Source organism: Pseudomonas sp. YuFO8, assembly GCF_035065025.1.
Classification (GTDB): Bacteria; Pseudomonadota; Gammaproteobacteria; order Pseudomonadales; family Pseudomonadaceae; genus Aquipseudomonas; species Aquipseudomonas putida_AE.
In genome coordinates this window covers 1-22,416 of the sequence record NZ_JAXDEQ010000065.1, presented here as the reverse complement: position 1 = coordinate 22,416, position 22,416 = coordinate 1, and the positions used below count along the sequence as shown (strand labels likewise).

Sequence of the window (22,416 nt, the reverse complement as noted above, 5' to 3'; positions counted from 1 at the left end):
CGAATCAAGGCGAAACTCGGCGGACTGAGTCCTGTGGAATACAGAACCCGATCCGTTGGCTAGCGACAAAGACCGTCCAACATTTGGGGGTCAGTTCAGATTTGTGTCGTATCAACAACCCGCATGCAGCCCAAAACCTGTAGGAGCTGGCTTGCCAGCGATGGCGGCATAACGGCCACCACCGAATCGCCAGCTAGCCGGCTCCTACGCATTTGTGTCGTACCAAAATTCAGCAACCATCCCTACAACCATTTGGCGTCCCACAACGGGTAATCATGTACTCGCCGGACAAGGCCGGCGCGTATGGGGTTGGCGATGACGTACAGGGCAACCGCCAGTAGATCCTCTTCGTAGCGAATGGCACGGTCGTGAAAGCCTTTTTGCCAAAGACATCCTGTTCGCCCCAGGTGAGTATTGATCGCTCTTGCGCTACGAGATTTGGTGGCCAGCATCAGCGCCGGCAAGGTGCCGTTCTTCAGCTCAACCAGCCAATGAAAATGGTCAGGCATGACCACCCAGGCCAGGGAATCCGCCTGGTCGTCAGTCTGTGCTTGTTGAAATTGCCGTACCAGGAGCCGCCCTGTCAGCCAATTGGTGAATAGCGGCTCGCGATTGCGGGTCACTGCGGTCAGCAGATAAATTTGCCCGGATTGGGAATAGCGCCCGGCGCGCAGGCGATTGGCGTGGGGAAGATCAGGCATTCCATTGCCCTCCTGTGTTCAAAACCGAAACACAAGGCTAGTGCGCCAGGATGAAGAGCGTTGTCACAGTTTGGTTCTGGATGTGACTATTCGGACGTTATCGTCGGAACGCCGCCCGCAGCAAGCCGCCTCCTACAGATTCGTGTACCGCCCAACAATCCGCAGGCACCCGAAAACCTGTAGGAGCTGGCTTGCCAGCGATAGCGTGCTGAACGAATTCAGTTAGGCGCACGTGTCCCATGGAACGAGCTGATCTGCCAACCCTCTGCGCCCAACGTCCAGACCTGCGTGGCAAAGCCGTCGCCGCGAATCGACTGCTCGCCACCGCGCTTGCGCAAGGTGTTGCATTGCGTGCCGGTCATCACCGCCAGGTACTCGCCGTAAAAGCGGACCTGCAATTCGCCTCGTTCAATGTCCAGATACTGCACGGCGCTTTTGGCGTACTCCAGATAGTCCGCCTTGCCTTGCACCAATCCGGTGGTGTGCACATACACGAGGTCATCGGCGAACAGCTCGGCGACGCGTGGGTAGTCTTCTTCAACCAGGGCCCGGCGGCGTTCCTGCTCAAGTGCCAGGAGTTGGTTTTTTACGGCTGCGGTGGTCATGTCAATGGCTCTCTGTGGGTGATGAGCGCGCACCATAGACTTGCAATCCGACCTGTAAAAAATCGTCGATCACGATGCCAGCCATCGCCACTCGCGATACCCACCCCCTGATCTCACCCTGCGCCGCAAAGGCCCCGCCCCTAGTGGGATTGAGCAGCTATCGACGCCATCAATACCCGCCCATTGATGCAAGTTGCTGGTGGCGCCCGTGGCCGCGCCCTAGCCTCACTTTGCATCACAATCAGCCAAGTGAAAACGCCATGAATGCCCTGCACCTCAAATGCCAGACCCTGTTCGACGGTACTGGCCTGCATACCCGTCAACAGCAAACGCTGGTCGTGGATAACGGCCTGCTGACCTACGTCGGCCCGACAGCCATGGCGCCGCAGCCACAAGCGGGTGACAGCATTGTCGATGCCGGCGATAACTTTGTCATGCCAGGCCTGGTGGACGTGCATACCCACCTGGCCTTCGGCAACGCGCAGAGTGAAGAAGACATCGATATCTGGACCAGCGACGAATTCCGCGCGCTGCGTGGCACGTTCTTCGCCCAACATGTGCTGGCCGCCGGCGTGACCAGCATGGTTTGCCCGGGCGATAGCGGCCAGCTCAGCATTTCAGTGCGCAACGCAATTGCCGCTGGCCTGTTCGAGGGTCCGCGCATCGCGGCCAGCAGCCGGGTCATCACCAATCGGCAGAGCCTCAATGACTGGTTTCCGAGCCGCGTAGGAGCTCCGGAATACTTCACCGCGCGCCTGGTCACCAGCCGCAGCGAAGCCCTGGCAGAAATCCGCAAGCAGGCGAAGGATGGCGTAGACCTGATCAAGATCGCCATGGACGGCACCCATCGTCGCCCGAACGGCGAAATCATCGCGGCGTTCACCGCCGAAGAAACCTACGAGATGGTCGAAGAAGCCCATCGCCTGGGGTGCAAAGTAGCGACCCATGCCTATGGCCGTGAAGCGGTGATGTACGCCGCACGCGCGGGTGTCGATCTGGTGTTCCACGCCTTCTACATGGACGACGACTGTATCGAGGCCTTGCTCGAAGCGGGCAGTATCCTCGCGCCGACCATGACCTTCCCGCAGAACACCGTGGATTTTTGCCAGCCCCACGACCCGGCCATCACCACCGGGTACGCCGGTTACTGCGCGCGCACGCTGGAAGTCGGTTCGGCGGTGCTCAAACGTGCCAAGGCGGCCGGTGTGCCGTTCGCCTGTGGCAGCGACAGCGGTTTTGCCGTGACGCCTTATGGCGAGTGGCATGCCCGTGAGCTTGAACTGCTGGTCACGCGCCTGGGCTTCACGCCCGCCGAAGCCCTGTATGCCGCCACCACCGTCGGTGCGCGCTGCATGCCGCGCGGTGAAACCATCGGCTCCCTGGAAGTGGGCAAGCAAGCGGACTTCCTGTTGCTCGACGGCTCGCCGCTGCACGACATCCGCATCCTCCAGGACCGCTCGCGCCTCAAGGCCGTGTACAAGGCCGGTCAGCCGGTGCGCATGGAACGCAGCCCCTACAACCCCAAGCAAGTGTCCGATTTCAACTCGTTGAAGTGGACGGACCTGTACACCCGCGACCGGGTTGCCCAACTGGGCAAGTGGGCCGTATGAGGATCGATATCATGCACCCACTTGATCTGACCACAGCCACCCAGATCGCCAGCAGCGCGATCCGCATCGCCCGGGAAACCGGGCTCAACCCCCTGGCCGCCGCCGTGCTGGATGCAGCGGGTCATCCACTGGCGGTCCTGCGCGATGAACAGGCCAGTTTCCTGCGCCCACAGATCGCCACGGGCAAAGCGCGCGGCTGCCTGGGAATGGGCTTCGGCGGACGGGAACTGGCACGGCGTGCGCAGGCCATGCCGGCGTTTTTCGATGCGATCAACAGCCTGACCGGCGGCGAGGTGATTCCAGTCGCCGGCGGTGTGCTGATTCGAAATGCCGAGGGGAAAATTATCGGCGCCATCGGCATCAGTGGCGACACTTCGGACAATGATGAGCGCTGCGCCATGCAGGCGATCGACCAGGCCGGTTTGGTTGCCGATACCGGTGATCAGCCCGCGGGTTAATCAAGCGACGCGGCCTGCTCCAACAGCAGGCTGCGAAACCACATCAGCGCCGGGTCTCGTTCCTGATACGGGTGCCATTGCAGCACCTGTACGGCGTCCGGAAAAGCCAGCGGTGCAGGGTGAATGCGCAGTGGATAACGCTGGGCAAAACGTTCTGCCTGCCGGCGAAACACAGTGGCAATTCGCGCGGTACCGACTATGAACTCCGGCATCAGCACGAAGCTTTCAACGGCCACGGCCACCCTCCGATGAACACCCAACTCATGCAGATGCACGGCATCCATGGCCAGGTTTCGCCCGTCGGCGAACTCACGCACCACATGTTCGGCGGCGCAGTAGCCCGTCAGGCTCAAACCCTCGGCGAACTGCGGCTGCTGCGCACAGACGATGCAACACAGCTGGTCACTCATCAAGGGTACGTGGGGGTAAGCAGGGTTCAACCGCCGTTGCGGCACAATCACACAATCACTGCGCCGATAGTCGAGCGCTTCGCTGACCACGTCACCATCGCGCGGCACAGGCAAGTCGCGCAGGCTCACACGCACACCCGGCGCGATGCGCGCCAACGCAAGACTGACCGCTGGCAACAGCACCCCGGCCACGTAATCGGAAGCCACCAAGGTGAATTGCCGGGTACAGGTGGCCGGGTCGAAATTCATCGGTGCATCGATAATCTCCCGCGTCAGGGCGAGGGCTTCCTGCACTTTTGGCATCAGCTCCAGCCCCAGGGCAGTGGGCTCCAGCCGCCGCCCGACCTGCACCAGCAACGGGTCATTGAAATGCTCGCGCAAACGTCCAAGCGCCGAGCTGGTTGCCGACTGGCCCAGGCACAGTCGTTCAGCGGCCCTGCTGACGCTGCATTCGCTCAACAGGGCATCGAGCGCTACCAGCAGGTTCAAGTCAAGACGTCGATAGCGCATGCTGTTTCCGCTGCAAATGGATGGCAGTGGCAACTCTAATGACCCGGGTATAACTCCCACCAATCGCGTGCCGCGTTAGCAGGTATCGCGACGCAAGATACCTGCCTACACCGCCTATGTTCGCTACCGAACAGACTTCGCCCCCCTGAACACTTCACACTCGTCGGTGGAATGCTGCGCCCGGCGGCGCAATGCCCCGCACACCTAGCCTGGCGTAGAACCGCCTTCATTCCACATGCGCCCTGCCCTGCGCAGGTCGTACGAAGGATTTCATGGAAAATATCCTGACTCGCACACTGTCCAGCCTTTGGCGCTCACCGGCCATCTGGCTCAGGTGGAGTGCCGCGCGGCACAAGTTCGAGTACGAGCCCATCCTGCGTTCCGACCTGTTCAATGCGCAGCAGATGGCCGACCACGGCATCGTCCTGGCCCGCCAACATGTGCTCGGGCGTCTTTCCAGAAAGGACGCCTTGCTCGGCCGCCTGACCGACAACCAACTGCTGCTGGAACGTAGCTGCGCAGCGCTCAAGACCGTGCAACAGTCCAGTCGACGCGCCACCCCGGCGGCGGAATGGCTGCTGGACAACTTCTACCTGATCGAAGAAAACATCCGCACCGCCAGGACCCACCTGCCCGACGGCTACAGCCGCGAGCTGCCACGCCTGGCCGAAGGGCCCTCGGCAGGCCTGCCGCGGGTCTACGACATCGCCCTGGAAACCATCGCCCACGGCGATGGCCGGGTCGATGCGCCGAGCCTGGATTGTTTCATCGCCTCGTACCAGACCATCACGCCGCTGACCCTGGGCGAGCTGTGGGCCATCCCGATCATGCTGCGCCTGGCGCTGATCGAGAACCTGCGGCGCGTGGCGTCCCGGGTCATGGCCAACCGCGATGACCGCAACCTGGCCGATGACTGGGCCGATCGCCTGATCGAAATGGCCGAGCGCGACGCCAAGAGCGTGGTCTTGACCGTGGCCGACATGGCGCGCTCGGCGCCACCGATGACGCCAGCCTTCGTGGCCGAACTGGCGCGCCGCCTGCACGGGCAAAGCGCCGCGCTGATCTTGCCCATGGCGTGGATAGAACAAACCCTCGGTGAGGCCGGCCTGACCGTCGAACGCCTGGTGCAGATGGATGCCCAGCAGCAATCCGGTGACCAGGTGTCCATCAGCAACAGCATCGCCAGCCTGCGCTTGCTGGCGGCGACCGACTGGCGCGAGTTCGTCGAGCTGCTCAGCCATGTCGAACAGGTCTTGTGCACCGACCCGGCGGGCGTCTACGCGAACATGGACTTCGCCACCCGCGATCGCTACCGCCATGTGGTCGAACGTCTGGCCCGGCATTGCGTGCAGTCTGAGGCCCAGGTGGCAGAAGCCGCCATCGAACTGGCCAACACCCCACAACCCGCCGGAGTGACCGGACACGTGGGCTATTACCTGGTGGCTGACGGGTTGTTCAGCCTGGAGCAGGCGCTGCACGCCAGCGTGTCGCCGCTCGAACGCTGGAAGCGAATGCTGCAGAGCGCCCCGCTGAAGTTCTACCTGTGCCCTGCTCTGCTGCTGACATTTTTGTTGGCCTGGCCCTTTCTCAGCAGCGCTTATCACAGCGGCACACCCATCTGGGGGCTGGTCCTGCTCGCGGTGCCCGCACTGTTGATGACCAGCCGCCTGGCGATAGGACTGGTCAACTGGCTGGTGACCCTCACCGTCGCCCCGTCGCTACTGCCCCGCCTGGATTACAGCAAGGGCATACCGACCGAGGCACGAACGCTGGTGGCGGTGCCGACGATGTTTGCCAACGCCGGCGACATCGAAGCCCTGGCGGAAGGCCTGGAAGTGCGCTTCCTGGCCAATCGCGATGACAACCTGCATTTCGCCCTGCTCAGCGACTTCATGGACGCCCCCGCCGAGGTGATGCCCGAGGACGGCGAACTGCTCACCCTGGCGCGCCAACTGATCGAGGCGCTCAACCACAAGTATGCCGATGGTCAGGTCGACCGGTTCTTCCTGCTGCACCGGCCCAGGCACTGGAGTGCTACAGAGCGGGTATGGATGGGGCATGAGCGCAAGCGCGGCAAACTCGCCGAGCTCAACGCATTGCTGCGAGGCAAAGGCCAGGAGCGTTTTGCCTTGATTGTCGGTGATATCGCGCCCCTGAGTGCGGTGCGCTTCGTCATTACCCTGGACACCGATACCTTGTTGCCACGGGATGTCGCGCGCCAGTGTATCGGCACCATGATGCACCCGCTGAACCATCCGGTATTCGATGAAAAGAGCGGCAGGATCGTCAGCGGTTACGCCATCCTCCAGCCACGGGTGGGCATCAGCCTGCCTAGCACGGCACGCTCGACCTACGCCCGCCTGTTTGGCAGCGATGCCGGTATCGACCCGTACACCCGCGCCGTTTCCGATGTGTACCAAGACCTGTTCCACAACGGTTCCTTCATCGGCAAGGGCATCTATGCCGTCGACGCCTTCGAACAGGCGCTCGAGGGTTGCCTGCCCGACAACCGCATCCTCAGCCATGACCTGATCGAAGGCTGCTATGCCCGCTGCGGACTGCTCAGCGATGTGCAGCTGTATGAGGAATACCCGTCGCGCTACAGCGCCGATGCCAAGCGCCGCCACCGCTGGATTCGCGGCGACTGGCAAGTGCTGTACTGGGCCCTGCCGTGGGCCCCGAAACCCCAGGGAGGGTTCGCGGCCAATCGCCTGAGCAACCTGGCCCGCTGGAAAATCTTCGACAATCTGCGCCGCAGCCTGGAACCAGGCGCCTTCCTCGCGATGCTGGCATGGGGCTGGCTGGGTACGAACGAGGCCGCCTCCTGGACGTTGGCGGTGGTGATACTGGTCTGCCTGCAACCCGTGCTGCAGTCGGTGCTGGCGCTGGTGCAGAAAGCGGCCGATATTCCATTGGGGCAACACCTGACGGCGGCCTTGCACACCTCGGGCCAGCATTTCATGCGGGCGCTGTTGTCGATTGTCTGGCTGCCCTCCGATGCGTTGCTGAGCTTCGACGCGATTGGCCGCTCGCTGTGGCGCATGCTGATCAGCAAGCGTCGCCTGCTGCAATGGCAGCCTTCCCGTGAGGTGGAGCGCTCCAGTGGCAACGATCTGGCCGGCATGTATAAAAGCCTGTGGATTGCTCCTGCTTTGGCGCTGCTGCTGTTCGCGGCCCTGCTCTCCTCTCCCCATGTACTCGCACTCGCGGCACCTTTGCTGCTGGTGTGGCTGGCGAGCCCGGCGATTGCCTGGTGGATCAGCCTGCCGACCACACCGACAGGGTTCAGTCCATCCGCGCAGGACCTGCGCTTCCTGCGCATGCTGTCACGCCAGACCTGGGCGTTCTTCGATCGTTATGTGGGCCCTGAGGACAACTGGTTGCCGCCGGACAACGTCCAGGAAATACCCAAGCCGACCATTGCCCATCGGACTTCACCGACCAACATGGGCATGGCCTTGCTCTCGCACCTGGCGGCCCACGATTTCGGCTATCTGAGCAGCGGGCGCCTGCTTGAACGCATCAACGCCACCCTTGAATCCATGGCCGGCCTTGAGCGGCATCAGGGGCACTTCTACAACTGGTACGACACCCAGACACTGCAACCGTTGGCACCTCGGTACGTGTCCACCGTCGACAGCGGCAACCTGGCGGGCCTGTTGCTCACCTTGCGGCCGGGGCTGTTGGGATTGATTGACACGCCCCTGTTCGATCGACGCAGCCTTGGCGGCCTGGGCGACACTCTCGATGTGCTGCAACAGGCGTTGGAAGGTGCGGGCCTCGATGACCGTGCCGTGCTCGAACTGAGGGCGAAGGTGGAATCGGCCAGCGTCCAGGACAACCTCCTGCAACTGCTCGATCAGGCACAGGCCCTGGCGATCGACAGCCCGACCAGCGCCGCTGAAGAAGTCCACTACTGGCTGCAGGCATTGCAGATGCAGTGCGCGGATCTGCGCGCAGAGTGGCTGCGCTTCGAGCTGCCGCAGGCACCCACCCAGGCCAAGGCACTCACCCTGCGGCACATGGCCGAGCTCGATATCACGCTGTGGCTGCCCGCCGATCAGGCGCAAGTGCAGGTGGTACAAACCCTGGCTCGCGCCCGAATCAGCCAGCTCGAGCACCTGGCCGAACTGTCCGCGTCTCTGGCGAGCATGGACTTCACTTTCCTCTACGATGCCCAGCGCGACCTGTTCTCGATCGGCTACAACGCCGACGAACGCCGGCTGGACAACGGCTACTACGACCTGCTCGCGTCAGAGGTGCGCCTGACCAATTTCGTGGTCATCGCCCAGGGCCAGCTGCCGCAACAGGCCTGGTTCACCCTCGGGCGTTTGCTCAGCAACAATCGCGGGGTGCCGGTGCTGTTGTCCTGGTCCGGCTCGATGTTCGAATACCTGATGCCCAACCTGATCATGCCCAGCTATGAAGGCACGCTGCTGGAGCAGACCTGCCGCGCGGCCGTGGCCTTGCAGATCGAGCATGGCAACCAGCTGGGCATCCCCTGGGGCGTGTCCGAGTCGGGTTACAACACCCTGGACGGCCACTTCAATTATCAGTATCGGGCCTTTGGTGTGCCAGGCCTTGGCCTCAAGCGCGGGCTGGCCGAGGACACCGTGATTGCGCCGTACGCCAGCGCCCTGGCGCTGATGGTCGAGCCGCAAGCGGCCTGCCGCAACCTGCAACGCCTGGCGACCCAGGGCTCTGCCGGCCGTTATGGCCTGTACGAAGCGGTCGACTACACCGAGGCACGCCTGCCCCGGGGCCAGCGTTATGCGGTGGTGCGCTCGTTCATGGCGCACCACCAGGGCATGAGCCTGCTGGCCTTGACCAGCCTGCTGCTGGACCGGCCCATGCAGCGCCGATTCGAGTCGATTCCGGCCTTTCAGGCGACCCTCTTGCTGCTGCAGGAACGCGTGCCGAAAACCGCCGCGCCCTACCTGCATGCGACCCACGACCCTGCCACGGGGGACAATGCCGGGACCCAGGAAACCAGGCTTCGCGTGTTCGCCGATCCCGGGCGCAAGCGCCCCGCCGTCCAGCTGCTGTCCAACGGCCGTTATCACGTGATGCTCAGCAGTGCCGGCGGCGGTTACAGCCGCTGCAACGACATCGCCGTGACCCGCTGGCGTGAAGATGCGACCCGCGACAACTGGGGCATGTTCTGCTACCTGCGCGATGTCAGCAGCGGCGTGTTCTGGTCCTCGGCGCACCAGCCGACCCTGCACCGGCCTGAAAGCCATGAGGCGATTTTCAGCGATGCCCGGGCCGAGTTTCGGGTTCGCGAGCTCGACTTCGATACGCACACCGAGATCGTCGTGTCGCCCGAAGACGACATCGAATTGCGCCGGCTGCACATCACCAACCGCGGCCGCGTACGGCGTAGCGTGGAGATCACCACCTACGCCGAGGTGGTCCTGGCGCCGGCCATCAGTGATGCCATGCACCCGGCCTTCAGCAACCTGTTCGTGCAGACCGAACTGCTGCCGGCGTTGCAGGCTATCGTCTGCACCCGCAGGCGCCGTTCCACTGAGGAAGCCGTGCCCTGGATGTGCCACCTGATGGCGGTCCATGGCGCGGACATCGACGCGATTTCCTACGAGACCGATCGCGCACGCTTCATCGGCCGCGGGCGCGACGTTGCCGCACCGGCGGCACTCGATGGCCACGTCCAGCAGCTGTCCGGCACTGCCGGTTCGGTGCTGGACCCGATCGTCGCGATCCGCTGCCGCATTACCCTGGAACCCGGGCAAACGGCGACCATCGACCTGGTGACCGGCGTGGCGGACAGCCGTGAGGGTTGCCTGTACCTGATCAACAAATTCCGCGACCGTCACCTCGCTGATCGCGTCTTCGACCTGGCTTGGACCCACAGCCAGGTGTTGCTGCGCCAACTCAATGTAACGCCGGAAGATGCCCGCCTGTTTGAACAGATGGCCGCGTCGATCCTCTACGCCAACGCCTCGTTGCGCACGGAAAACAGCGTATTGATGGCCAACCGACGCAATCAATCGAGCCTCTGGGGCCAGGCGATCTCCGGCGACCTGCCCATCGTGCTGTTGCAGATCGCCACCGTCGAGAACATCGAGCTGGTGCAGCAGATGGTCAAGGCCCATGCCTACTGGCGACAAAAAGGCCTGATGGTCGATCTGGTGATCTGGAACGAAGACCAGGCGGGCTATCGCCAGCAACTCCAGGACTTGATCATGGGGGTGGTGACATCCGGCAGCGAAGCCTCGCTGATTGACCATCCCGGGGGCATCTTCGTGCGGCCGGCCCAGCAGTTGTCGAACGAGGACCGCACGTTGATCCTGTCGGTGGCGCGCCTGGTGCTGAGCGAAAGCAAAGGCAGCATTGCCGAACAGCTTCAACGGCGTCACGCCAGCCCGGTGTCCCCGGCGCTGGTCCCCACCCTCAAGCGCCAGGCCAAGACTACGGCGACCACTGCCCTGCCCGCCCTCGACGGTTTGCTGCTGGGCAACGCCTATGGCGGCTTCAGTGCCGATGGCAGCGAGTACGTCATGACCCTGCAGCCTGGCAAGCCGACGCCGGCGCCATGGGCCAACGTGTTGGCCAACCCGCACTTCGGCTCGGTGATTTCCGAAAGCGGTGGCGCCTACACCTGGATGGAAAACGCCCACGAATTTCGCCTGAGCCCTTGGCATAACGACCCGATCACCGACGCCAGCGGCGAGGCGATCTATGTGCGCGATGAAGAAACCGGGCATTTCTGGTCGGTGACGCCACAGCCTTGTCCCGGCACTGGCGAGTACCGCACCCGGCACGGCTTCGGCTACAGCGTGTTCGAGCACGATGAAGACGGCATCCACACCGAGCTGTGGGTGTATGTGGCGCTGGATGCTTCGATCAAGTTCTCGCATCTGCAGATTCGCAATCGCTCGGGCCGCCCAAGGCGCCTGTCGACCACCTGTTATGTGGAGTGGGTGCTGGGCGACCTGCGCAGCAAATCGGCGATGCATGTGGTGACGGAAGCCGACCCCACCAGCGGCGCATTCTTCGCCAGGAACGCCTATTCGATCGAGTTTGGCGAACGGGTGGCGTTTCTCGATACCGACTCGACCGACACCAGCATCAGCGGCGATCGCACCGAGTTCGTCGGCCGCAACGGCAGCCTCAAGGCACCTGCAGGACTGCAGCAGGCACGCCTGTCGGGCCGCACCGGTGGCGGCTTCGATCCTTGCGCGGCGATCCAGGTGGCCCTGGATCTCGACAGCGGTGAAGAGCAGGACGTGGTCTTCCGCCTCGGTGCAGCCAGGGACACGGCGTCCGCCCTGCGCCTGGTTCATCAATACCGCGGCCTGGCCGCGGCCACCGCGCAACTGGAGGCGGTACGCGAGCACTGGCGTTCGCAGCTGGACGTGATCCAGGTCCAGACCCCCGACCCGAGCATCGATGTGATGGTCAATGGCTGGCTGATGTACCAGGTGATCGCCTGTCGCTTCCAGGCCCGCAGTGGCTACTATCAGTCCGGCGGCGCCATCGGCTTTCGCGATCAACTGCAGGACAGCATGGCGATGCTCCATGCCGATCCCGCCAGCGTGCGTGCCCACCTGTTGTTGTGTGCGGCCCATCAATATGCCGAAGGCGACGTGCAACATTGGTGGCACCCGCCGCTGGATCGCGGTGTGCGCAGTGGCTGTTCCGACGATTATCTGTGGCTGGCGCTGGCGACCAGTCACTATGTGAGCGTCACCGGCGACCTCAGCGTGCTGGCCGAGCCCGTGGGCTACCTTGAAGGCCGCCCGCTCAATGCCGGGGAAGAGTCTTACTACGACCTGCCGGGCAAATCGCACCTCGAAGAAAGCCTCTATCAGCATTGCGTGCGCGCCATCGAACACAGCCTGCCGCGCGGCAGCCACGGCCTGCCCTTGATCGGCACCGGCGACTGGAACGACGGGATGAACCGGGTCGGCCATCTGGGCCAAGGGGAAAGCGTGTGGCTGGGCTTCTTCGGCTTTGATGTCCTGCAGCGCTTCGCCCTCACTGCCCAATTGCACGGCGACCCTGTTTTCGCACAGCGTTGTACCCAGCAGGCCGCCCTGCTGCAGTCGAGTCTGGAGGCGCATGCCTGGGACGGTGCCTGGTACCGGCGCGCCTGGTTTGACGACGGCCAGCTCCTGGGCTCGGCCGACAATGACGAGTGCCGCATCGACTCGATCGCGCAAAGCTGGTCGGTACTCTCGGGGGCCGCCCCGCAAGCGCGGCGACGCACGGCCATGTCTTCGCTCGAGCAGCACCTGGTACGCCCCGACACCGGCGCGGTGCTGCTGCTCGATCCGCCTTTCGACACAGGCACCCTGGAGCCCGGTTACATCAAGGGCTACGTGCCGGGCGTGCGGGAGAATGGCGGCCAGTACACCCACGCAGCGGTCTGGGCCGGCATGGCGTTCGCCGAGCTAGGCGACAACGCCAGGGCCTGGCGGTTGCTCGACATGATCAACCCTGCAGGGGGTGAAGTCGCCAGCCGGCTGGAGACCTACAAGGTCGAGCCCTATGTCATGGCGGCCGACGTCTATGGCACGCCGCCCCATGCGGGCCGCGGGGGTTGGACCTGGTACACCGGGTCGGCCGGCTGGATGTACCGTTTCATCGTCGAGTCATTGCTCGGTTTGCAGCGTGTCGGCACTGCATTGCATATCGAACCGCTGCTGGCGCAGGGCTGGCCTGGCTACACGCTGCGCTACCGCTATGGGGCGACGACCTACCATATCGATGTGCGCCCTGGCACGACCAGCACACTGGTGATCATGCTGGACGGCGAGCTGCTGGGCCGGGAAGCGCTGCAATTATCAGATGACGGCAGGGACCATCAGGTACTGGTGACCTGCCCGGTAAAAGCGCAGCAGGCGCAAATGCCTGGCTACATCAGCACCGTCGAAGCCGATCTTGAGCGCTGAGATCCAGCGCGCTGGGTGGAACAGGGTTCAGGCGTTACTGCCCGGGCCCTGGTGGTGCGGCTGCACCGCGTCGCTCAGTTTGCTGTGAACCGGTTGGTCGGCCGCCTGCCCGTGCTTGGGATGCAGGGGTGGCGGCGTGCTTTGTGGCTGCTTCGCAGTGGGCTTGCCAGGGCCCTGGCGAAGATTCGGGTCAATGTGTTTGCTCATGGCCATCTCCAACGTCCGGCGCTGCAGAGGCAGCGTCGCTCCCTTGAGCATTGCAGATGGCAGCGGCGACGTCGGTGCGTTGCCCCGCATAGTGTGCTTTGGAGTAACCTGTCCCCCTCAGGGAATTTTCCTTCGAAGGGTGGCTGATATGTTCGCTGTACCCAAGCCACAACAGAACTACCTGCTGGCAGCGCTTCCGGCGTCATCGCTGGACCGCCTGCTGCCCCACCTCGAGCTGGTCGAGTTGCCCCTTGGCCAAGTGCTCTACGAGTCCGGCGGCGCCCTGCGCCATGTCTACTTCCCCACCGACTCCATCGTGTCGCTGTTGTACGTAATGGAGAACGGCGCCTCGGCCGAGATCTCGGTGGTCGGCAACGAAGGCCTGATCGGCGTTGCGGTCTTCATGGGCGGCGAAAGCACGCCGAGCCGCGCCGTTGTGCAAAGCGCCGGGCATGCCTACCGCCTGCCCGGCCAGCAACTCAAGGACGAGTTCAACCGCCACGAAGAAATGCTCCTGCTGATGCTGCGCTACACCCAGGCGCTGATCACGCAAATGGCCCAGACGGCGGTGTGCAACCGCCACCACTCCATCGACCAGCAGCTGTGTCGCTGGTTGCTGTTGTCCCTCGATCGCCTGCCCGGTAACGAACTGACCATGACCCAGGAACTGATCGCCAACATGCTCGGCGTACGCCGCGAAGGCGTGACCGACGCGGCCGGCAAGCTGCAGCGCCTGGGGGTCATCGAATATACTCGGGGCCACATCAAGGTCCTGGACAGGACTCGTCTCGAGGAGCTGAGTTGCGAATGCTACGCCGTGGTCAAAAAAGAAACCGAACGCCTGCTGCCCTATTTTCCAATGCGGCGCGACAAGTGAATGGAGCGATACCCATGACGGACACGGTCAATCTCGGAAGATTGAAGATTCTGGCCGCCTGCGTTGCGATGCTCGCGGCAGGCCAGGCCCTCGCCCAGGACCCGCTCGAATCGATCGTCAGCAACGCCGTGCGCCCGGTCATGCAAGCGCAAGGCATCGCCGGCATGGCCGTGGCCGTCACCCTCAACGGCAAACCGCACTACTTCAACTATGGCCTGGCCTCAAAAGAGACCGGCAGCCCGGTGACCCAGGACACTCTGTTCGAGATCGGCTCGGTCAGCAAAACCTACACCGCCACCCTCGCCGCCTACGCCCAGGCCACCGGCAAACTGGCATTGACCGACAAGGCCAGCGAGGTACTGCCGGCCCTGCACGGCAGCGCGTTCGACCACATCAGTGTATTGCAGCTGGCCACCTACACCGCCGGCGGCCTGCCCCTGCAATTCCCGGCCGAGGCGGATTCGGCGGACAAGATGCTCGGCTACTACCAGCAGTGGAAGCCGGCATACGCCGTCGGCAGCCACCGCCTGTATTCGAACCCCAGCATCGGTTTGTCCGGCTACCTCGCCGCCCAGGCACTGGGCCAGCCCTTCAATGTCTTAATGGAAAACACCCTGCTGCCCAAGCTCGGTCTGAAACACACCTGGCTCAACGTGCCGCAGGATCAAATGGCGCTGTATGCCCAAGGCTACAACAAGGCCGACAAACCCGTACGGGTCGGGCCGGGGGCGCTGGATGCCGAAGCCTACGGCGTGAAAACCAGTGCGGCGGACCTGATCGCTTTTGTCCAGGCCAACCTGCAACCGGCCAGCCTGGAAAAACCCCTTCAACAGGCGATCGCCTTGACCCATACCGGTTACTACAGCGTCGGCGACATGACCCAGGGACTTGGGTGGGAGATGTATCGCTATCCGGTCACTCTCGATCGCCTGCTGGCGGGGAATTCGACGGCGATGGCCATGGAGGCGCATCAGGTTCAGTGGCTGAATCCACCGCAACCGCAGGCTGAAGATGTGCTGCTCAACAAGACGGGTTCAACCGGTGGGTTTGGGGCTTACGTTGCGTATGTGCCAGCGAAGGATATGGGGGTTGTGATCCTGGCCAATAAAAACTATCCGAATGAAGAGCGGGTGAAGATTGCTCATCAGATATTGGAGTCTTTAGCCCTGTAGGAGCCGGCTTGCTGGCGATGGCGGACGAACAGCCGACACCGTTGTCGCCTGACGAACCGCTATCACCAGCAAGCCCTGCCCTCCATAATCAAAGCGGCACTTTTTCACCCTTGCCCAAAAAGATCTGCGTCGGCAACTTGAAGCCACGCAACTTGAGCAGCGCCATCGGCCCTGCCCCCAGTTCGGTGCGCAGATACCAGGTCAGGCCAATGCCATCGGGCGCCTTGAGCACCATCCGAAAACGGCTGTCGCCGTCATCCAGTGGCGTGACTTGGGCCTGCTCCAGCAGGCGGATCAGGCCCCAGGTGCCCGGGTAGTCGCCAAACAACCGTTCGTTGGCCCGCACGCTGGTCCAGGTCAGGCTCGCGCCGGGGTATTGGCTGCGACCCGGCCAGTTGAAGCGCTGCCAGCTTTCCTTCTGGTTGAAGTACTCGTGCTGTTCGCCGTTGAGGGTGAAAGTGGTCTGCACCACGTCGCGCACCGGTTTGCCTTGCAGTTCGAAACTCAGGCCCATGCCGCCGTCGGTAAACAGCACGTCGGCTAGGTGACTGAGCTGGTTGATCGCCTGGATGAACTGCGGGTTGAAGCGCAGGCCCTGGCTGTGTTGTGCGTCGGCCACCCAGCGGCTGCCTTCCTTGCGCAGCAAGCCGCCCAACTCGCGCTGCAGAAATTGCTCGAGACGCCCGGAGTCGGCGCGGATGATCTGCCCGAGCATCGGCAACGAGGCGTCGCTGGCGGTGGCCGCGAACGGATAGCGGCCGGTAAAGGCTGCGTCCCATTCACTGACGATCGCCCGTTGCCACTGACGGTTGAGGCTGCTGGCCGAAGGTTGCAGGACGCGCTGCCAGGCCTGCTCCAGCGGCTGCACGAACAGGGTCTGGCCAATGCCGCCCCACTCCGCGCCGAGGCTGGCGGCGAGCTGGCTGCCGTAGGCGCGGGTGTCGGTGAGGTCAATGCTTTTGCCCTGAAACACGGTCTGCGCCAGGGTCTGGGTCATGTCCTGCGGGTCGGCGGCATGGTTGACCTGCTGCAGGGTCAGGCGAGTGCGCGTGACCTGGTTGAGGAAGGCTTGCAGGCTCAGGCGTTCGCGGTCGTCCTGGCCTTCGGGGGTTTTGCCGAGCAGGGCCAGCAGCGGACCAAAGGTGGCATCCAGGGGGCCTTTCGGTCCCTGCAATTGCTGCTCGATCAGCGGCCCTGGGGCCTGGGCGATCAGCTTTTGCGCCGAGCTGATCAGCGAATCGGCCAACGCCTGGGTCCGAGTGCCGGCTTGCCCCTGATAAGCCAGAGTGTTCATCAGGGCGATCAGCGGCGACTGGCGCACGTCGCTCATCAGGGTCAACTGGTCGATCACCTCGCCCAGGCTGTTGGCCGGCTGCCAGCGCACGCGGTTGAGGAACTTCAGCCAGGCGCTGGCGTAGTCCTGGAAGTAGCGCCGGGTCAGGCGTTCGCGCAGCATGTCCGGGGTCAGCTCGGCGGCGATGTCACCGGGCTGGTCGCTGAGCACCCAGTCGATCTCCTCGCGCCGCCCCTCGGCGATGGCGTCGATCGCCGGGCGCACCTGGCCCTCCCAGGCCTGGCGGGTGAACACCCCCGGCACGTTGGCCGTGCTGACGAACAGCGCCCGTGCCTCGGTGTCGCCAACCATCTGTTGCAGGTTCAACGCCGGGTAATGGTTGGCGGCCTCATCGAGGACGGTTTTATACAGGCTGGCTTCGGCATTGCGCTGACCCAACTGGCCGAGCAGCAGCTGACGAACCTGGGCCACCAGCTTGGGGTCGGCCGCAATGCGCCAGTCCGGGTGGGAAGCCAGTTGCTCGCCATAGAACTGCCAGAGCGTCGGCGACAGGCCGTACCACAGCCCCGGCGAAACCCCGGCGCCGCTCGGCTCGAGCGGGCCCAGGACCTTGACCAGAAAGGCCGCGTCGGCTTTTTCCGGGCGCGCCAGCATCAGGTAGGCCTTGAGTTGTTCGTAGGCCTGGGGTGCGCGTTTGAGGCGTTCGGGGCTGTCGGCGGGGAGCTTGGTCAGGGTAGTGAGTTGTTGCTGCAGGCTGGCCATCGCCGGGTCGCGCAGCAATCGTTGGTTGGCCTCGAGGTAGCGCGGCCACAGCAGCGCCAGCAGCGGCTCGTTCTGGTTCAGGCCGAAGCGCTGGTACCAAGGGGTGCCGTGGGCGGCGCGGTACTCCAGGCGACCCAGTTCGCGGGTCAGGTCATTCAGGGCGAGGAATTGTTCGTCACTGGTTGATGATTGTTGCAGGGTCGCCAGCGACGTCTGCACCTGGGCGATGTGCACGCGGTTGGTGGCGAAGGACAGCAGCATGCCGGCGCTCCACGCCAGTGCCAGGGCGAGCATCAGGGCCTGCGCGATACGGGTCGCAGGCCAACCGAGGCGACGGACGCGCGCCTTTGTATCGCCGAGCACGCCCTGCCACACTGGCGCTATCGACCAGAAATTACCGCGGTTATGGGTATCCGCCGGTGCCGATGGTAACGGCAGGCTGAACCACAACCCGCGCAACGGCACGCTTCGGGCCAACTCGCCGAGCAATGGCGCCAGCGCCTGCCGCCAGCGGGGAATGCCCTCGACCTGCAGATCGCGGGACAGACGCAGCAAAAAGTCATGCTGCATCTGCCCATGCATCTGCTCCAGGCCCTCCTGGCGCAAAGGCTCGAGCAATTGCTCCAGGCGACTCTCCAACTCGACGACAGTGAAGCCGGCGGGCAACGCGCACCCCACCGGCTGCGTCTGACGCGTGCTCTGCTCCCACCCAGTGTCGCAGACCTGCCACAGGTGCAGCGGCAACTGCCAATGCAGCGCCCGCGCCAGATCGCACAGACGCCGCACGTTTTCGCCGAGCGCCACGGCGTCGGTGGTCTGTTCCGCGTTCAAGGCCCAGACGACGCCATCGAGGGCACGCCAGCGACTCAAACCCCTCCATTGGCTGAACAGCGTTGGGGCCTGCACGCTACCGCCGTAGAGCAGCACGGTGTCCTGTGCATACAAGAAGCACCGGGTGGTCAGGCCGGGGGCGATGGCTTCGATCTGTTCGGGTTCGCCGACGACCAAAAGCAGGCGGACCTTGAGGCGCCAGAAGGGACCGTAATAATCATTGAGAGACACCTGAGCCAAGCGGACCTGTTGCGCGATCAGGGTCTTCGGACTATCCGTGCGCGGTGGCTCGGGAACGTCATCGGCCTCCTCTGCGCGATACACCGAATGCCCCAGACGGCTCCACAGCAGACGGTAGGTTGCCAAGAGCATCACGACGATAAATGTGCACGCAGGTATCGCCAACAACCAGGTGTTTTGCCGATCACTGTCAGGACGAATCCCCAACCATTGAGGAAAATACCAGACCAGGATTTCAAGGAGCACACCGGTCAGAATTAACAGGCCGACCAATCCACTCGGCCCTAAAGAGCGTCGAAACTGCATTCAAGATTCCTTCGTCGAAAGCGGCAGGACGGGCGTCAGCGCCGTGCTCCAGAGCCCCGCGTCGACGGCGCTGTCACCACTGAAAATGAATTGCGGCCCAGCGCCGCGCTGTATGGTTTGCGTTGCGGCAGCGATTGCCAGCCACGAAGAGGCAGTACCGGGGTGTCCTAACGACGCATCCAGGTCGATCAATCGCTGGTTGTGTTTTACCGGCATCGGCACTTCCGCCAGAACGGTACTTATTGCTGCATTGCGTTGTGCATCAATTCCCACTCGCCATGCGTGCTCAACCGACTTGGCTTCCAGTGGTGCCCAATCCAGCGCTTGGCGAGTGGCATATAGCAGTGCATCAGAAGTGGTGGCTCGCGCTCGCTCCGGACGGTGAAGGTAGGCCGTCGGCGGTAACGTGGTTTGCGTCAAACGGTTACCCAGTAGTAGCCCTACAGCCGCTTCTGCCTTGCCTTCCGGCTGTAGCGGTGCAAATTGCACTGCCACCACCAGCAGTAGCGCCTGGTCATCAATGCGCTGGTCGAGCCACTGGTCCAGTGCAGATAATCCCTGCCCCTCCACCGGCATCGCCGATTGTCGGATACCAGATGCGGTCCATGCCCTTTGCCAGGCTGGATGCCACTGACTTCGCGGCAGACCGCTCTCGACCTCCAGCAACAGTGCCAACGGCTTTTCGTCCGGCAGTTGGGCCAGCGTTTGCGCCAGCTCAGCCAGAACCTGATTGAAGACGCCGAGCAGTACTTTTTCCAGATCTTCATGCTTTGCGCCAGCTAAGCGGCTATGACGCACGACGGTTTCATCCATCCGGGTCGGTTGCGCGGTCAGTACCTGCGTCCCGCTCAACAAGTCATCGAGTTGTTTGCCCCGCTCTTCCCCCTGATTTCGCAGGGCAGTGAACAGGTTCGCACTTAACACTTGCTGGGATCGCCGGCCTCGACGCAATTTTCGCAGCAAATCCTCTTCACGGGCCTTGTCCCAGCTATCGGCCGCACCCTGTTGCCCCATGTACAACAGCAACCGCCCGAACAACAACACACACCAGACGAAAAGCGGTACGCCTAAAGTGTGCTGCCAGACATCAATGGATTGTTGATTCAACGATTCACCGCTGAACAACAAACTCTTTCCCACGCTCAACAACAAAAGCAGAGAAAGTAAACAGACCCAGGGCCAAATACGAGGTGATGCGGGACGCGGGGCTGGAGAAGGAATTTTATCCAGTCTGACAGGCATGATTATTTTTCACCCGCGGATACTGAGGCGAAGGATATTAATGCACTCACTGACGGGCAAAAAATAATAAAAACCAGATCCAATCGTTGTCTATTCCTTTTCACAATGACCTACCTCAACAAGCTTTATCGAATCTTGCGACACTAACGCCTCAAGAATATTTTTTGCAAAGTAACGAACCTTCACTCACCCGCCTCCGCCTTGAAAATCCAGAATCTATTTTCTGACAGTCGTACAAGACCCTTCATTAAGGAGATTTTTCTCTTTGCAGAAGAGGTGATCTGGCTGTCCATTGGACAATACAACCTCGCAGGACAAAATAGTTTCACCTATTGGTTGAAGCGGGGTAACTCCAACGTCAAATACAAGCTTCCCCGCCTCAAACACTGCATTCTTAAAATCTACAGCCGCATAATCCTCTTCATTTTTTTTCCATCCATTGAACAGATGCTTTTCTCGCCTAATACTTTTCCACTGCCCCCAGGAACCAAATTTTGAATAATGAGACAAGCCCCCCCCGGACAAAACCAGAAACCTTACAAATAGTTCTCCCACATCCCCCGTTCCAGCCAGGATGACTCTTCTGTAATCAAACCCCTTAGCTTCGACCATACCAATCGAACAAAATAGTAGTTAGCTCTCTGCCTGCCCGGCTCATACTGGTTAATCGCTTGCGTATTCTCGATATCATTTCAGATAACATCCGCACGCTGCACAAATCGCCCTTCAAACACACTCATCAACCGCAAGATTTATTAAATCCGCCTCTTGCATTCTTTTAAACTGCATAGGTTCGACAGATTGAAAAACATCAAGATATTTGAGTGTGTTCACCGTACTTCTTTCAAAAACCAAAAAAACCACAGCGCTTTTGAAATCGAAACAACCAGAAGCACTCTTTATAACTTTTTGAGGGGACGAGTTCTCCAGGGAACTAATTGAAAAGTACCTATCAAAAACTTCAATACCTCCTATTTTCCCGATTAAAAAACTTTCTGCCCTTCCTGTTTCAAATACAGGCCTGGTATCAAAGGAGAAAATGGATTGTTGCCATTGATTTGAATAGCTCGAGCCAATCTCATCATAGTTCATTTTAAGCAGCGTATTTAATCCACACACTCCTGCAGACCCTCTAGCGCCATTATAAATATTTCGCGCATTGGCGTAGGCACAATCTATCAACACCTCCTTCCCCCTAACCGCTAACGTATAATAAAACTCGTCCCTACCACTAACTTGCAAAGCAGGAGAGCCGTTCAACTTTATAAGTCTACGATCGAAACCTTCTTTCTCACCAATTACATCAATGTACTTTTCACTATAACCCTCACCTCGCAATATAATATCCCCGGAGTCTTTTTCGCCCTCCAAGTTCCACGCCGCCGCTTTTGACCAGGTCAATATCAAACACAACAATATCAATATCGTTTTATTCGCATGCATAATTATCAGCCTTTAGATAATCTAGACGTCTGCATAAGGATTTTTTCAAACCTTTGAGCGTAAGACGCGATCAATACATTTTGGTCAGTTCCATTTATAATTTTTCTTGCCGACAGATAATCAGCCTTTCCCAACCCAAAGTATTGGCTCAGCCTCCGACCTGTAAACATCCCCTTATCCATCCCAACAATCATAATAGGGACGGAGTATTCAAATTTTGCTGCAGCATCTGGATTTAAAACAAAATCAAAAGACATTAATTCCGCGAATTTTTTATAATTATTTTTCCACGTTAAGTGTACGCAACCGCGCCCCCTGTATTTATACCCATCACCTTCCTCAGTGTTACCGTGCTTTCTCGCCCTCTCACGATCCGCAGGATCTGACGCAAGAACAGGATCATATTTGTTGAAGTAATCAATATCCCCGACTTCTGGCCGCTCACTAAAGAACTCAGCCTTTGGAAAGTAGTAGGTTTCATGCCTAGCAGTTGCTAGCATGTATGACACCTCGTAAAGATTTGCAATCTGCGGAAATGTCTCGTAATACGAATTTATAGCGCTTAATATCTTCTTTAGATTCTCTTTTGACTCTTTTGTTAGAGCAGGGGTCCCAACAGCAAAAAGTGCATGTACTTGCTCATATTCAATTAAGAAACTGTCGACATCAATCAAATCGCCTTCATTCCCAAATGTTCCGAGTATCCCAATAGGATGAAAGTGATAAGCCTTCCCCCACGACGGCAACCCCACTTTTTCCGCCACTTCTTCCCACCAACTGAGTTCCTTGATCCGCTGCTTCTCCGCCAGCCAGTTCAAGTGCGGGGTCGAGCC

13 protein-coding genes and 1 pseudogene are annotated in these 22,416 nt (G+C 61.1%); 5 read left to right on the top strand and 9 right to left on the bottom strand.

Going from position 1 to position 22,416, the window contains the following annotated elements; all coding sequences use genetic code 11:
• Positions 1-242: 242 nt before the first annotated feature.
• Both SOP95_RS30350 and SOP95_RS30345 read right to left on the bottom strand, forming a co-directional pair.
• A complete protein-coding gene (locus SOP95_RS30350; protein ID WP_323609358.1) occupies positions 243-701 on the bottom strand; it encodes an REP-associated tyrosine transposase in 459 nt (152 codons plus the stop codon).
• A 218-nt stretch (positions 702-919) separates the two neighbouring features.
• Positions 920-1,306 carry a nuclear transport factor 2 family protein gene (locus SOP95_RS30345; RefSeq protein WP_274078086.1) on the bottom strand — a complete coding sequence of 129 codons (387 nt, stop codon included), beginning with the start codon at positions 1,304-1,306 and terminating at the stop codon, positions 920-922.
• A 260-nt stretch (positions 1,307-1,566) separates the two neighbouring features.
• On the opposite strand from SOP95_RS30345, the gene SOP95_RS30340 reads away from it, so the two are divergent.
• Both SOP95_RS30340 and SOP95_RS30335 read left to right on the top strand, forming a co-directional pair.
• Positions 1,567-2,916 carry a metal-dependent hydrolase family protein gene (locus SOP95_RS30340; protein WP_323609357.1) on the top strand — a complete coding sequence of 450 codons (1,350 nt, stop codon included), beginning with the start codon at positions 1,567-1,569 and terminating at the stop codon, positions 2,914-2,916.
• Positions 2,917-2,927: 11 nt separating this feature from the next.
• Positions 2,928-3,374: a GlcG/HbpS family heme-binding protein gene (locus SOP95_RS30335; protein WP_323609355.1), complete on the top strand. Its 447-nt coding sequence runs from the start codon at positions 2,928-2,930 to the stop codon at positions 3,372-3,374.
• Here the strand turns inward: SOP95_RS30335 and SOP95_RS30330 are convergent.
• Positions 3,371-4,294, bottom strand: coding sequence for a LysR family transcriptional regulator (locus SOP95_RS30330; protein WP_323609354.1), 924 nt, complete (start codon positions 4,292-4,294; stop codon positions 3,371-3,373). The two genes, SOP95_RS30335 and SOP95_RS30330, sit on opposite strands and share 4 nt — an antisense overlap.
• A gap of 272 nt (positions 4,295-4,566) precedes the next feature.
• Here SOP95_RS30330 and SOP95_RS30325 point away from each other — a divergent pair, with 272 nt between their 5' ends.
• On the top strand, positions 4,567-13,209 hold the full coding sequence (locus SOP95_RS30325) for a GH36-type glycosyl hydrolase domain-containing protein (protein WP_323609353.1): 8,643 nt from the start codon (positions 4,567-4,569) through the stop codon (positions 13,207-13,209).
• A 27-nt stretch (positions 13,210-13,236) separates the two neighbouring features.
• Here SOP95_RS30325 and SOP95_RS30320 read toward each other — a convergent pair whose 3' ends face one another.
• Entirely contained in the window at positions 13,237-13,416 is a 180-nt protein-coding gene (locus SOP95_RS30320; RefSeq protein ID WP_274078081.1) for a hypothetical protein, read from the bottom strand.
• Positions 13,417-13,564: 148 nt separating this feature from the next.
• Between SOP95_RS30320 and SOP95_RS30315 the strand changes: the two genes are divergently transcribed.
• Together SOP95_RS30315 and ampC are read left to right on the top strand one after the other, a co-directional pair.
• Positions 13,565-14,293 carry a Crp/Fnr family transcriptional regulator gene (locus SOP95_RS30315; protein ID WP_274078080.1) on the top strand — a complete coding sequence of 243 codons (729 nt, stop codon included), beginning with the start codon at positions 13,565-13,567 and terminating at the stop codon, positions 14,291-14,293.
• Positions 14,294-14,307: 14 nt separating this feature from the next.
• The gene (gene ampC, locus SOP95_RS30310) at positions 14,308-15,465 is read left to right on the top strand and encodes a class C beta-lactamase (protein WP_323609351.1); all 1,158 of its coding nucleotides are present in this window, start codon (positions 14,308-14,310) and stop codon (positions 15,463-15,465) included.
• Between the two features lie 88 nt (positions 15,466-15,553).
• Here the strand turns inward: ampC and SOP95_RS30305 are convergent, their stop codons facing one another.
• The 5 genes and pseudogenes from SOP95_RS30305 to SOP95_RS30285 form a co-directional block, all read right to left on the bottom strand.
• Complete coding sequence (locus SOP95_RS30305) at positions 15,554-18,898, bottom strand: ImcF-related family protein (protein ID WP_323609350.1); 3,345 nt, start codon at positions 18,896-18,898, stop codon at positions 15,554-15,556.
• On the bottom strand, positions 18,899-20,140 hold the full coding sequence (locus SOP95_RS30300; RefSeq protein ID WP_323609349.1) for a hypothetical protein: 1,242 nt from the start codon (positions 20,138-20,140) through the stop codon (positions 18,899-18,901).
• A gap of 216 nt (positions 20,141-20,356) precedes the next feature.
• Complete coding sequence (locus SOP95_RS30295; protein WP_323609348.1) at positions 20,357-20,752, bottom strand: hypothetical protein; 396 nt, start codon at positions 20,750-20,752, stop codon at positions 20,357-20,359.
• Positions 20,753-20,866: 114 nt separating this feature from the next.
• Complete coding sequence (locus SOP95_RS30290) at positions 20,867-21,583, bottom strand: hypothetical protein (protein WP_323609346.1); 717 nt, start codon at positions 21,581-21,583, stop codon at positions 20,867-20,869.
• Positions 21,584-21,588: 5 nt separating this feature from the next.
• Positions 21,589-22,416 (bottom strand): annotated as a pseudogene (locus tag SOP95_RS30285) (hypothetical protein); the annotation flags it as partial.

Excerpts from the sequence above, each read along its gene's own strand:
- SOP95_RS30350 (WP_323609358.1), bottom strand. The coding sequence starts at position 701 with ATGCCTGATCTTCCCCACGCCAATCGCCTGCGCGCCGGGCGCTATTCC.
- SOP95_RS30345 (WP_274078086.1), bottom strand. The coding sequence starts at position 1,306 with ATGACCACCGCAGCCGTAAAAAACCAACTCCTGGCACTTGAGCAGGAA.
- SOP95_RS30340 (WP_323609357.1), top strand. The coding sequence starts at position 1,567 with ATGAATGCCCTGCACCTCAAATGCCAGACCCTGTTCGACGGTACTGGC.
- SOP95_RS30335 (WP_323609355.1), top strand. The coding sequence starts at position 2,928 with ATGCACCCACTTGATCTGACCACAGCCACCCAGATCGCCAGCAGCGCG.
- SOP95_RS30330 (WP_323609354.1), bottom strand. The coding sequence starts at position 4,294 with ATGCGCTATCGACGTCTTGACTTGAACCTGCTGGTAGCGCTCGATGCC.
- SOP95_RS30325 (WP_323609353.1), top strand. The coding sequence starts at position 4,567 with ATGGAAAATATCCTGACTCGCACACTGTCCAGCCTTTGGCGCTCACCG.
- SOP95_RS30320 (WP_274078081.1), bottom strand. The coding sequence starts at position 13,416 with ATGAGCAAACACATTGACCCGAATCTTCGCCAGGGCCCTGGCAAGCCC.
- SOP95_RS30315 (WP_274078080.1), top strand. The coding sequence starts at position 13,565 with ATGTTCGCTGTACCCAAGCCACAACAGAACTACCTGCTGGCAGCGCTT.
- ampC (WP_323609351.1), top strand. The coding sequence starts at position 14,308 with ATGACGGACACGGTCAATCTCGGAAGATTGAAGATTCTGGCCGCCTGC.
- SOP95_RS30305 (WP_323609350.1), bottom strand. The coding sequence starts at position 18,898 with ATGCAGTTTCGACGCTCTTTAGGGCCGAGTGGATTGGTCGGCCTGTTA.
- SOP95_RS30300 (WP_323609349.1), bottom strand. The coding sequence starts at position 20,140 with ATGCCTGTCAGACTGGATAAAATTCCTTCTCCAGCCCCGCGTCCCGCA.
- SOP95_RS30295 (WP_323609348.1), bottom strand. The coding sequence starts at position 20,752 with ATGGTCGAAGCTAAGGGGTTTGATTACAGAAGAGTCATCCTGGCTGGA.
- SOP95_RS30290 (WP_323609346.1), bottom strand. The coding sequence starts at position 21,583 with ATGCATGCGAATAAAACGATATTGATATTGTTGTGTTTGATATTGACC.